Here is a 12,047-nt window from a genome sequence, read left to right as displayed (position 1 = left end):
GCGATCAACGTCCGGCGGGCAGTGGTTCGGCGGACGCCGATCTTGACGGAGATCGGAGCCAGGTCGACCTTCGTCTGGTTGACCGACGATCCACCAGACGTCGCGTCAGTAGGTCAGGTCTTCAACGCCGCGGGTCTGTAGCTCGCGGGCCTGGCCGACCCAGTCGTCGGAGAGGATGCGGCTGCCGAACCCGTCAAGCCTGGCCGAGAGCCGGTCGACGTCGGTGTCTCCCATCGCCGCCAACTGGCGGAACGAGGTGATGCCGAGTGTGCGCAGCCGCGCCTCGATCACCGGGCCGATGCCGACGATCTCCTTGAGGTTGTCGGTGGACGGCACCGGCTCGGCGGGACCACCCCAGGACGGCAGGACCGGCTCGTCGGCGTCAAACGCGGCAGGCTCGGACACGGCAGGCTGAGACCCGACGGGCTCGGACACGACGGGCTCGGGCACGACAGGCTCGGACACGGCGGGCTCGGACAGGGCAGCGTCGAACGCGACCGGCTCCGACACGACCGGCTCTGACACGACGGGCTCAGTCAAGACGGCATCGGGGCCGAGCTCGTCGGGCTCGGACGCGACCACCTCGGCGGGGGCGGGCTCGGGCACGAGCACCGACTCGGCGGCAGGGGTAGGCGCGAGCACCTCCCGGTCAGGCCCGGGGACGGCGCGGGCGTCGGCGTCCAGGATCTCCTGGACGACCGCGTCCAGCGCCGCGGTGTCGACGGCGGGCGGCTCGGTCCCGTTCGGGCCGCCGTCCGCCGGGCCAGCGGCGCTGCCGGCCGGTACCAGCGCGGCGTGCGCGGTGCGCTGCCGGGCTGGCACCGTGCGCGCCGCGCCCACCGGGCGGCTCTGGGGCCGCGTGCCACCGAGCGCCACCACCCGGCCGGTGGTCGGGGCGAACAGATCAGCACCGTCCACCAGGTCGGCACGGTCCGCCAGATCGACGCCGTCCACAGCCGCCACGTCGGACACGTCAGTTCGGCCGTCAGGCCAGTCGACCGTCCTGCCCTCGAGCTCGCCGGCCGGAGCGGAATCGGCTGGGGTATCGACGGAAGCGGCGTCGAGGCCACCGCGCTCACGGTTCGCGGCCCACGCTCCGGCGATCGACTCGGCCTCGGCGATCCGGACCAGCAGGCCGGCACGCTCGGCGGCCCATTCCGCCTGCCGACGATCCAGCCGTTCCGTGACGGCCGCGGCCTGGAGCGAGGCCTCCTCCACCTCGGTACGCACGATCGCCAGCCGGGCCGAGAACCTGGCGGCACGCGCCTCCGCCTCCGCCAGCGCGGTCTGCAGCCGGCGGGTCTCCCGGCTCTGCTCGTCGGCGGCCACGCCGCGCAGCTCGGCCTCGATCTGGGCCATCCTTGCCTGCGCCGCACCGACCTGCTCGACCGCAGTCGCGACCTGGCGCTCAGCCGCGCTCACCCGGCTCTCCGACTCCCCGACCTGCTGCTCGGCCGCGGCGAGCCGGGTCACCAGCTCCGCGTTCTCCACCGTGCTGCGCTCCTCCTGCCGGCGCAGCCAGTCCGTCAGCGCGGCGAGGCGGTCCTCGTCCAGCTCCGCGAGCCCGCTCGGGCTCGTCCGGTCGGCCTGATCACCTTCGGGGCCAGCCGCGCCCGGGCCAGGTCGGTCTTCGACGCCCGCGGTGGCGGCTGCGGACGAGGTGCGCTGCCGGCGCATCGGGCCGATCAGGAAGATCCAGGCGAGTGCGGCGCCCAGTACAAGCGCGACCAGCACGAACACCAGGACCTGCCCGAAGAGGTACAGCACGGGATACCAGCCTCCCTCCCGCGCCGGGATCCGGGCGTGGGCGGTCGAACGCGGACAGCAGTCAGATGGAGCACAAGACGGTCGAGCAGTGGGGAACGGCAGCACACCGCCAGGCGCCACGGTTGGAGTGCCGTAGCGACCTGCTGGTGATTGGAGGTTGGCGACGCGCGCCAGCCGCGACGACGCGGGTCCGTGTTGTTGGTCCGCGTTGTCCGGCTAGATGCCCATCTGACACGGGACAATAGCGCGCCGCGCCAGACACAGCGGACAGCGACTCGCCGAACGACACACACCGGACACCGCTGTTCCGCCCCGACCTCGAACGGCGCGCCCGACGGGTCGGCGAGCGCCTGTCCGGGCAGGTCAAGGCCACCTTCGGGCGCGGGCGCAGCCCACCCCGGAATCACGGCCGATAAGGCCAAAACTACGGATCACCCACGGCGCGAGGCACCCGGGTCAGACGAGGTCGGGCAGTTCCTGGGTCGCGAACCAGAGCAGCTCGTAGCCCTCGGCGCCGTCGACGACGAAGGACGCGTCCTCACCACCGAGGTCCGACTCGATCACGGCGTCCGCGGCGGCGGCCACCGCGGCCTCGGCGGCGGTGTCGTCGACGTGGATCGCCTGTACCGCGGTCAGCGGCACCGGCGCCGTCACCTCGACGACGCCACGGTCGAGGTCGTCACGGACCCGGATGGCCGCGTCGTCGACGTCGGCGGCGTAGACGACCCGGCGCCTGGGCGCGGTGGCATCGGCGTCCAGCAGCCGGAGGCAGGCGCGCGCGGCGGCGAGCAGCGCGGCGTACTCCATCTCCTCGGTGTCCGACTGGGCGTACCACTCCCGGACCGCCGGGGTGACCCCGAACGCGAGCCCGGCGGGTACCACGCGGTCGGCGAGCACCGTCCGCGCGGCCGTCAACGTTGACGGAAGGTAGACGCGCACGTAGTCAGTGTGCCCCTGACACCGGCCGCCGCCGCGCGGCACCCCCTCGATTGATAGCTCACTGTGACGGACTTGGTTACGCGGAGCGATTCGCGGGCATCGACACCACCAGTGACGGCGGCAGGTCTGGTCGCCAGCCCGATCGCACATCGCGGAGGGGGGTCAGCGCGATGACAGTACGTAGCGAACGACGCCTCTCCTTGGACAGCAGGCCCGGCGTCGGGCGAACCTTCGGTGTCGGGCACACGTCACCGCACATAGTTCGGTAAACGGACTCTTTCTACGGTGTTAATCCGTTGTCACGGGTGGCGATCCAAAGCCGGGTCCCCACCCCGTCACGGCGGGGCGCCACCGCGGGCCCGGACGTCGAGACCTGTCGTTCGGGAGCTCGTTCGAGGCTGGGGGTGAGTCGGGTGAGCCGGGAGTACGCGAAGGCCGTGGGGTCTCGCCTACGGGCGATCCGGATTCAGCAAGGACTTTCGCTGCAGGGTGTCGAGCAGAAGTCCCGCGGTCGGTGGAAGACCGCCGCGGTTGGCTCGTACGAGCGCGGCGACCGTATGATCAGCGTTCATCAGCTCTCTGAGTTGGCCGGCTTCTACGGTGTCCCCGTCTCGGCACTGCTGCCGAACGAGGACCAGATGCCGCCGCGCGAGCGCCGCCCGCGCACGGTGTTGAACCTGGAGAAGCTCGCTCAGGCGCCACCCGACACCTCGGCGCTGGTTCGCCGGTGGGTGGCGCAGATCCAGCGGCAGCGCGACGACTACGCCGGCCATGTGCTCTCGATCCGAGACGGTGACCTGCGCGCGCTCGCCCTGCTTCACGACACGACACCGCAGGAGTTCGCCGACCGGCTGCGGGCCTGGGGCGTGCTGGAGACCAGCCTGCCGGAGCCCGAGGAGCCCGAGGACCTGGACTAGCTCCGCCCGGGCGACGCGGAATCCCAGGCCGCCGGGTGCGCTCGACGCCAGTCGCGTCGAGCGGGCCCGGCCGCCGACGGCTCGACGGCGGTCAGTGCGGACCGTGAGCGGACCCGCGTGGCCACCGCGCCCAGGAAGGCGCGGTCGGCCGCGCTGGGAGGTGGTGGCGACGATGACACGCAAACAAACCCTGGCCCGCCGACGGACGCCGCGCCGGGGCCTGGTCCTCGGCGCCGGCGGGATTCTCGGCTCAGCCTGGATGATCGGCGCGTTGCGGACGTATCAGGAGCGGACCGGCGACGACGTCCGGTCGTTCGACCTGATCGTCGGCACGTCGGCGGGCTCGGTGGTCTCGGCGCTGCTCAGCGTGGGCGTCGAGATCGACACCATGGCCGACTCGGAACGGGGCCAGTACGCCCCGGGCGCGCCTGTGCTGGACTACCGCGAGCTGGGGCCGTCGCTGCCGCCGCCGCCCCGGATGCGGATGGGCTCGCCGCGGCTGTTGACCACCGGTGTACTGCATCCACATCGACTGACGCCGATGGTGGCGCTCGCCGCCCTGCTGCCACAGGGCCGCGGCACGCTCGCTGCCGTCGGCGACCTCGTCGGCCAGGCCGCGGCCGCGCGGCCGGTCGACCCGGACCGCTGGCCGGCCCTGCTGCGGATCGTCGCGATGGACTTCGACTCCGGCCACCGCGTGCTCTTCGGCGCGGACGACGCGCCGACGGCGCCGCTCGCCCAGGCGGTGATGGCCTCCTGCGCGATCCCGGGCTGGTACGCGCCCGTCCTGGTGGACGGGCGCCGGTTCGTCGACGGCGGCACCCGCTCGCCGACGTCGCTCGACCTGTGCGTTGACGCCGGGCTCGACGAGATCCTCGTGCTGGCGCCGGCCTGCGCCTTCGACTACGACCACCCGCACCGCCCGGTCGCCGTGCTCGAACGGCAGCTGCGCCGGGCTGCGACCCGCCGGCTGGCCGCGGAGATCACGCTGGCGGAGGCGACCGGCGCCCGGGTCCGCGTGCTGTGCCCCGGGCCAGCCGACCTGGTCGCGATGGGCGGCAACGTGATGGACCTGGCCCGGCGGACCACCGTCTTCGAGACGTCGCTAACTACCTCGGCGGCGGCTCTCGCCGACCTGCCCGGCCGGCCGAGGCCGCAGGCCAGGACGGCCGTCCCGTCGGCGACCCGGACGCCGGCTCCGACGCTGCCGCGCACGGCCCGGCCGGTTTCGGGCACCAGCGGCGCGACGCCGCAGACCGGGACACGGCCCGTTCCGTCGTCCACGACGATCCCTACCAGGCCGACCAGACCGATCACCCGGCCGAGCGGAGTATCGCCGGCTCGCGGCCCGGCCGTCCGGGAGGAGCCAGACCTCGCCGGCTAGCCAGGCGCCGACTCGCCGGCCAGCCGGATCAGCCTCGCAGTCACCCGCCCAGCCAGCGGCGGTACGTCGCGTCTCAGCGGCGAGCGTTGAGGCGTCGGCGCTGGCCGCGCGGGACGCGGCCGGCGAGCCGCGACGCCAGGTCACGGATCGCCGCCCGCGCCGGCGACGTGGGGGCGATGTCGCGCAGCAGCTGGCCGGCGGCCTGGGCGGCGTCGAAGGCGGCCAGGTCGTAGGGCACCAGCGCGATCGGCTCGGTGCCAGTGTGCCGGTTCAGCGCCCGGCTGATCTCGCGGCGCGGATCGCCGCCCGCGACCGAGGCGCGCAGCCGGTTGACGACGACCAGCGGCTCGACCCCCGGCACCAGCTCGCGCAGGTCGGCGAGCCCGCGTACGAAGCGCACGAGCGCGACCGGCTCGGCAGAGCTGACGGCGATCACGGTGTCGGCCGCGGCCAGCACGGCGTGGGTCGCGCCGTTGCGCCGGGGCGCCGAGCTGTCGTAGCTCAGCTCCTCGTCGGCCTCCAGGCAGAAGCCGCAGTCGACGATGACGAACTGGGCCAGCCGCCTGGCGAGATCCAGCACGTTCTCCAGCGCGCTCGGCCGCAGCTCGGGCCAGCGCGACGGCCGGGCGATCCCCGGCAGCACCCGCAGCCCGCCGCCCAGGTCCCGGCACAGCACGGCCAGCCGCGGCACGTCGAGCATCCCCTGGTTGGCGGCCCGGGTGGCGGCGGCGAGTCCCGGCGCCTCCTCCAGCAAGCCGACGAGCTGGCCGATCGAGCCGCCATAGGAGTCGGCGTCGACGAGCAGGGTGGCTGCGCCGAGGTCCGCGAGCTCGGCGGCCAGACCCAGCGCGAGGGTCGTGCGCCCGGGCGCGCCGGTCGGTCCCCAGACCGCGATGACCCGGCCCGCCTCGAACGGCGCCGGGTCGGTCTCGTCGAGGTGGGCCTGCGCGTCGCCGAGCGCGGGGTCGCCGAGCAGCGGCGGCAGCCTGGTGCCGTAGCCGGCGATCGGATCGCTGAACCCGCGGCTGATCGAGACCGGGCCGACCGCCGGCCGGCCGGTCAGCGCCTTCGCCGCCTCGACGACCGCGCCGGCGACCTCGTCGGCGGTGGCGTCCGTCGTGATCACCGCGACGACCCCGAGCTGGCGCAGCCGGCGGTCGCCCTCCTCGTCGCCCGGCGCGATCAGCCCGACGACCGCGACGTTCGCCAACGCGAGCCGGGCCAGCGCCTCTCGGTCGAGCCGGCGCAGGTCGGCGGACAGCAGAGCCGCCCGGGCCGCGCCGGTCGTCGCGGCCGCGAGCAGGTCCGGCAGGTCGACGCAGCGGCGCACGACGGTGACGCCGAGATCGGTCCGGTCGAACGCCGAGACCAGCCCGGCCTCGACGACGGCATCGGTGACGGCGGTCAGGATCGGCAGGCTCACCGGCCGTACCCCGGCGCGGCCGTCGGTCCGGTGGCACCTACCTGGCCCTGCCCGTCCCGGACCAGCTTGACGACGTCGACCCGGCCGCTCTGCGACGCGGCGACCGCGCGGATCGCAGCGTCGACCGGCACCCGCAGCGTCAGCGACCGATCGCCACTGGCGATCCGCTGCTGGCCGAGGAACTCGACGTCGTGGAGAACCAGCACCTCGGCGCCGGCACCGCCGACCGCCGGAGTACCCACGCCGTTCGACTGGCCTGTCGCGTTGCCCGTGCCACCAGAGCTGCCGGTGCCGCTGCTCGCGTCGCCGGCACCGACAGCCCCGGAGGCCTGGAAGACGTAGACGTCGACGTGGTCGCCCGGAGCCAGGTCAGGCAGGCGGCCGGCCTGGACGACGATCGGGACGAGCCGGGTGGCCACGGTGTTGGGCCCCGCGAAATCAGAACCGCTGATCAGGTCGCCGGCGCCGACCGGGCGCGCGAGCGTGCCGCCGACGACCTCCTTCAGCCGCCGGCCCGGGTAGTAGCGCCCCGCGGTCGCGTCGGACAGCTGGGCACGCACGGTGACCAGATCTCCGGCACTGACCACGTGCCCGGCGGGCAGGTCGGCCTTCGCCGCCACCCAGGCGGACGTCCGGTCCGCCGTCGCGAACAGCCGGGCTCCCAGCACCACCGAGACCAGCACGATCAGAACGCCGAAGATCAGCCGACCGTCCCGCCAGCCGCGGCGGCCGAGCCGGCGTGCCGGCGGGGACGGCGGGACGATCGGGTCCGCTGACCTTCCGGATGGACCGCGCCCACCCGGCAGGGACCCTGGGCCAAGCGCGGGCGCCAGGTCGGTCACCGGTGATCTCCTCATCCTGCTCGATCGGTCCGGGGCGGTGGCTCCCGGGCGGTGGCTCCGGGGACGCGGTGGCGGGCTCCCGGCGAGGCGGTCAGGACCGTCGCGCGTCCGGACGACGGGCCGTGTGCGTTGCTGATGTTCACGCTGTGATGTTTGGGCTGCGATGTTCACGTTTCGGGGTTCACGCTGTGATGTTCACGCTGCGATGTTCACGCTGTGCACCCAGCAAACGACACAGACACGAACACACCGTCGCACGACGTACGTGACCCGAGACCACATCGTGCCACCGTGTCAATCGATGCCAGAGGCGATCCGTCGGATCCCGCGCCGGATGGCTGGTTGGACGCTTGAAGCGGCCTGGACGTTGGCTCGCCCGGCCCAGAGACTTCTAAGCCGTCAACCCAGGTGGTGACGGACGGGCCAAGCCGATAGACGTTCTGCGGCCAAGGCGGCGCCTTCACAGCACGATCGACAGCGACCGGGGTCAGTTATCCACAACCGCAAGCATCCGAACGCGTCCTCGGTCGAGAACCTGGTACACAGGTCCTAGGCCATCCGCCCACCTCCGGACTCCGAGGAGCAGCCCAGCCGGTCGCGGGGACAACCCGAGCTGGGCCGCGACCGGGCGTCCCGGAGGCCGACCGGCGCCAGGGGGCAGCCAGATGAACGACCGATTTCTGCAGCTCAGCGACGTGGCGGAGGTTCTGAACATCTCGGCGTCGCAGACGTACGCGCTGGTCCGCAGCGGCGAGCTGCCGGCCATCAAGATCGGCGGACGCGGCCAGTGGCGGGTCGAACGGACCGAGCTGGAGGCCTACATCCAGCGCGCCTACGAGCAGACGCGGGCGTTCGTCCTGGCCAATCCGCTCAGTCGCCACGAGGCCATCCCCGAGGACTAGCGCTGGGCCGGAGCTCGCGTGGCCTTGATCGCGGCTTTGGCCTTGATCGCGGTTTTGGCCCTGGGATGGTCGTGACGCAGGCGTTTCTGCGACCACCCCAGGACCCAAACGGCGATCATGACCGGTGCGGTGGCCCGCTCGGCCGGTCGCCGGGGCTGCCCGTCGAGCTGGGTGGCCTCAGGCGATGCGGCGCAGGAAGGCGACCGCGGCGAGCGGGATCACGCAGGCCTCGACGTCCCGTGGCCGGCGGAACTCGCCGGGTGCGTGTTCGGCGACGTCAAGGAAATCTGCGCCGACGCGGTCCACGGTGCCGTTGACGATCCGGCCGTCGGCGAGCGCGATCCGGCACTCCGACCGGTCCCGCGCTATCTGGCGGAGCACGTAGCGCAGGTCCATCCGGGCACCCACGCGGCCCTCGTGGCCAGGGTGCGCCGCCTCCCCGCTCAGCCCGCGAACCGCCAGCACGGACCGCAGCGGGACCAGCGTCTCGGCCCTCTGCTGGTCCTCGACGAGTAGCCAGTCGACGCCGAGTGCCGCCAGCCGGCCGACGAGAACACCGCGCTCGGCCGACGGGAGGCCAGCGACATCGACCCGCAGCCGGTGGCCGACCGTAGGGCGCAGCCGGTCGACCAGCCGGAGGAACCCGGCCTCCCGCCGGGCACGGTCCGCGACCTCGACGGCAAGCTCCGCGGCTTCGAGCGCCTCCCACTGCGCATCGAGATCCGCGAACAACGCCTCCCAGCGCACGCTGCCTCCCCGTTTCGTCCACTGCGGCGGCGGCTTCGCGGCCGACTCGCCGGACCCTGCCTCGCCCGGGTAGGGCCAGGCGCGCAACCTCCCGGCCCACTCGGCCGTCCCGACTCTGCGACCGGTTGCGTACCAAGGGTTCCGGCGGCGAGAGGCCACCGGCACCGCGGCCGGGCACGGATGCCCGACCATCCGAGCGGCCCAGAGGCCGCACCACCATGCCACCCCACCCGGCCCGAACGGAAGCACCGGTCCGATACCAGTGCAGACGACCAGCATTGACACATAGCCGCCGGGGAGTTACACAAGCAAACCGAGGCAAACGCACGCTCTCGGGAAGATTCGATCGCAGGGGGGCGCCGGTAAGGAGGCGACGGCCCGGCCATCGCGGCCAGCCGCCGTCCCTGCGGCCACCGAGACCTGGCAGCGGGCGGACACCTCGGCGTCACCCGCACCGACGGCGGTGTTCGGGTGGCCGCGGCGCCGGCTGGCCGCACCCCCGGGCCAGGTCGAGCTGCTGAGCAGGAAGCGAGGCGAGATGAGATCGATCCAGCGCGTGCTGCGGCCCGTCCTCGGGATCGCGGTGGCCGGCGGCGTCGCGGCCGTGCTGCTCCTCGCCGGGCCCGGACTCGCGGACCTGCCGGCAAGCACGTCCGACGTTCCGGACTGGTTCCTCTCGGCTCCGGAGAACGCGCTGGTCACGGTCGTCGCGGCCGCCGCCTGGGGCTGCCTGCTGTGGCTGTGCCTGGGCGTCGTGATCGGCTCGTTCGCCGCGCTGCCCGGGGCGGTCGGTCGAACGGCCGGCCGGCTGGCCCGCTGGATGCTGCCGCGCGCGCTGCGGCGTGCGCTGGAGGTGAGCCTCGGCCTCACGCTGGTCGCGGGCAGCGCGAGCGGACTGATCGCGGCCACTCCCGCCCTCGCCAGCGTGCCCGATGGAGGCCCCGTCGCCGCCGCGAACGCCTGGCCCAACCTGTCCGCGCCGGGCAGCGGATCGGGTGGGGCCTGGCCGAACCTGGCACCGCCGCCAGGCAGCTCCGCCCCAGCCGCCGCGTGGCCCGACCTCTCGGTGCCGACGGGCACGTCCGCCACCAGGCCACCGCCGGCCCCCGCACCGCCACCCGCCAGCCAGGCGCCCCGCGCACAGCCGGCCGCCCGCGCACAGCCCGCCGCCCCGCCACCGCCGCCGGCCCCAGCCCAGGCAGCCCCGGCCGCCCAGACCGCACCTCCCAGCCAGACAGCGCCCCCCGTCCAGACCGCACCGCTCTCAGTACCGGTGGCTCCGGCCCAGACGGCACCTCCGAGCCAGACGGCGCCTTTGGGCCAGACCGCGGCTCCGGCCCAGACGGCAGCGCCTACCCAGGTGGCAAGTCCCACGCCGTCGGCGTCTCCGACCCAGGCGGCACCTCCGACCCAAGCGGCACCTCCGGCGCAGACGGCGCCCACGACGCAGACGGCACCGACGGCGGCGGCGCCAGTCACGTCCGCGCCAGCGGTCACCGCGACGCCGACGCCGTCTGGCGACGCGGCGGGCACGGGCGACCCCTCGGCCGACGGGCAGGACGAGATCCCCACCGTCGTGTTCACCCTCACCAGCCGGGCCTCGCCGAGCCCGGCCGCCTCGACCACCCTCCAGACGGGCGCCCCTGACCCCGGCGTCCCGTCGCCCACCTCGGCCAGCTCCGCGACGGCCGAGGCCCCGTCGCCGACAGCCGCAACGTCCTCGACGGCTCAGCCGTCGCCGACGGCGCTGCCGAACTCGACCACGATCTCGACGACCACCCCTGCGAGCCCGACGCCCTGGACACCCACCGTCACAACGTCGGCCACGGTCAACTGGCCGTCCGCCGCCCCCACTTCGTCCACCGCCACCTCGCCCGCCAACGGCACGCCCGCCACCAGCACGCCCGCGACGACAGCGCCGGCGACGGCGGAGCCGGTGTCCGGGCCGGCCGCCGGATGGCCAGACCTGTCGGCGCCGGTGGGCACGCCCGCGGCGGAACCGACCGTGCCCTCGGCGCCACGCGGCATCGGCGCCCCGGCCGGCGGCGACACGGCCGCGGCCGAGGTCGTCGTCCTGCGCGGCGACTCGCTGTGGGAGATCGCGGCCCGCCGCCTGGGCCCGGCCGCCACCGAGGCCCAGATCGCCGCCGAATGGCCGCGATGGTGGGCGGCAAACCGAGACGTGATCGGCCCTGACCCCAACCTGATCCGTCCCGGTCAGCGGCTTCGGCCGCCCGCCGGGCCCTGACCCCGCCAGCCGAGGAGATCCACACGCGATGACGACGCCCACCGGCTCCGGTTGGCCGGCCAGGTCGACCGGGTCAACCGGGTCGACCGAGCCTCGCCGCGCGCTGCGGGGCCTGCCGGCGTTCGCCACCGACCCGCCCTACGACGACGAGCTGTCCGACACCGCGCGGCCCCGCGACCAGACAGCGAGCCCAGACCAGATCTCGATCGAGGACGCTCCCCGCGCCGCCGGCCAGTCCGGAAGGCGCACGGTCGTGCCGGGCGTCCGTCGTGGCACCGGCACCGCGAACTCGTCGCGCGGCCGCGTTGGCCGGCACGGCACCGGGCCGAGCCATGGCCCCGCCGAGAGTCGGGGTCCCGGCGACAGCCGGCCGCCGACGCCGACGGCAGCCCCCGACACCGGCTCCACGCGCGACCATCCCCGAACCACGGACGATGCTCCGTTGCTCGCGTCTTCCGGACGCACGATGACGACGACCCGGCGTGCACCGACCCGCATCCCGCAGCAGGCGCGCGACAGCCGTTTCCGCGAGAGCCCCGGGCCGGCGGCGACGATCGTCGTCCGGGCGATCGTCGAGGTACTCGCCGGCGTACGGCCGGTCTCCCATCTGGCTGGCTGGGCGACTCCGCAGCTGCAGGCCGCGCTGGAGCGGTTCGGCGGTCAGTACCCCGGGCGGAGCATGGTCCGCAGCATCCGGATCAGCGAGCCCAGGGCGGGAGCGGCCGAGGTCGTCGCGGTGATCAGCCGGACCGACCGGGTCGCGGCTCTCGCCCTGCGCATGGAGGCGACCGACGGCCGCTGGCAGGTCACCGCCCTCCAGATCGGCTGAGCACCCCTGCCGAGCCGCGCGTCAACGCGAGACGGCCCGCGGGGAGTCC

Annotated in this window: 10 protein-coding genes; 5 read left to right on the top strand and 5 right to left on the bottom strand. The window is 74.2% G+C overall.

Features of this window, described 5'->3' with window-relative positions; translation table 11 throughout:
• Positions 1-105: 105 nt before the first annotated feature.
• Entirely contained in the window at positions 106-1,767 is a 1,662-nt protein-coding gene (locus I6A60_RS10835) for a hypothetical protein (RefSeq protein WP_203042254.1), read from the bottom strand.
• Between the two features lie 456 nt (positions 1,768-2,223).
• Positions 2,224-2,706, bottom strand: coding sequence for a hypothetical protein (locus tag I6A60_RS10830; RefSeq protein WP_203017028.1), 483 nt, complete (start codon positions 2,704-2,706; stop codon positions 2,224-2,226).
• Between the two features lie 413 nt (positions 2,707-3,119).
• Between I6A60_RS10830 and I6A60_RS10825 the strand changes: the two genes are divergently transcribed.
• Positions 3,120-3,623 carry a transcriptional regulator gene (locus tag I6A60_RS10825; RefSeq protein WP_041259740.1) on the top strand — a complete coding sequence of 168 codons (504 nt, stop codon included), beginning with the start codon at positions 3,120-3,122 and terminating at the stop codon, positions 3,621-3,623.
• 172 nt (positions 3,624-3,795) lie between these two features.
• Positions 3,796-5,007 (top strand): patatin-like phospholipase family protein, encoded by a 1,212-nt coding sequence (locus I6A60_RS10820; RefSeq protein ID WP_203042253.1) that lies wholly within the window; start codon positions 3,796-3,798, stop codon positions 5,005-5,007.
• A gap of 73 nt (positions 5,008-5,080) precedes the next feature.
• Here I6A60_RS10820 and I6A60_RS10815 read toward each other — a convergent pair whose 3' ends face one another.
• Both I6A60_RS10815 and I6A60_RS10810 read right to left on the bottom strand, forming a co-directional pair.
• Positions 5,081-6,430: a chromosome partitioning protein gene (locus I6A60_RS10815; protein WP_203023816.1), complete on the bottom strand. Its 1,350-nt coding sequence runs from the start codon at positions 6,428-6,430 to the stop codon at positions 5,081-5,083.
• Complete coding sequence (locus I6A60_RS10810; protein ID WP_203023817.1) at positions 6,427-7,272, bottom strand: SAF domain-containing protein; 846 nt, start codon at positions 7,270-7,272, stop codon at positions 6,427-6,429. Before I6A60_RS10810 ends, I6A60_RS10815 begins: the two co-directional genes overlap by 4 nt.
• Positions 7,273-7,937: 665 nt before the next feature.
• Here I6A60_RS10810 and I6A60_RS10805 point away from each other — a divergent pair.
• Positions 7,938-8,174 carry a helix-turn-helix domain-containing protein gene (locus tag I6A60_RS10805; protein WP_203023818.1) on the top strand — a complete coding sequence of 79 codons (237 nt, stop codon included), beginning with the start codon at positions 7,938-7,940 and terminating at the stop codon, positions 8,172-8,174.
• Between the two features lie 177 nt (positions 8,175-8,351).
• Here I6A60_RS10805 and I6A60_RS10800 read toward each other — a convergent pair whose 3' ends face one another.
• The gene (locus I6A60_RS10800; protein WP_203023819.1) at positions 8,352-8,921 is read right to left on the bottom strand and encodes a hypothetical protein; all 570 of its coding nucleotides are present in this window, start codon (positions 8,919-8,921) and stop codon (positions 8,352-8,354) included.
• 538 nt (positions 8,922-9,459) lie between these two features.
• Between I6A60_RS10800 and I6A60_RS10795 the strand changes: the two genes are divergently transcribed.
• Positions 9,460-11,169, top strand: a complete 1,710-nt coding sequence (locus I6A60_RS10795; protein WP_203023820.1) for a LysM peptidoglycan-binding domain-containing protein — start codon at positions 9,460-9,462, stop codon at positions 11,167-11,169.
• 28 nt (positions 11,170-11,197) lie between these two features.
• A complete protein-coding gene (locus I6A60_RS10790) occupies positions 11,198-11,998 on the top strand; it encodes an Rv3235 family protein (protein WP_203023821.1) in 801 nt (266 codons plus the stop codon).
• Positions 11,999-12,047: the final 49 nt, after the last annotated feature.

The organism is Frankia sp. AgB1.9, from assembly GCF_016786355.1.
GTDB lineage: Bacteria > Actinomycetota > Actinomycetes > Frankiales > Frankiaceae > Pseudofrankia.
This window is presented reverse-complemented; position numbering and strand designations above follow the sequence as displayed.

Coding starts and splice junctions, on each gene's coding strand:
- I6A60_RS10795 (WP_203023820.1), top strand. CDS start 9,460: ATGAGATCGATCCAGCGCGTGCTGCGGCCCGTCCTCGGGATCGCGGTG.
- I6A60_RS10820 (WP_203042253.1), top strand. CDS start 3,796: ATGACACGCAAACAAACCCTGGCCCGCCGACGGACGCCGCGCCGGGGC.
- I6A60_RS10790 (WP_203023821.1), top strand. CDS start 11,198: ATGACGACGCCCACCGGCTCCGGTTGGCCGGCCAGGTCGACCGGGTCA.
- I6A60_RS10805 (WP_203023818.1), top strand. CDS start 7,938: ATGAACGACCGATTTCTGCAGCTCAGCGACGTGGCGGAGGTTCTGAAC.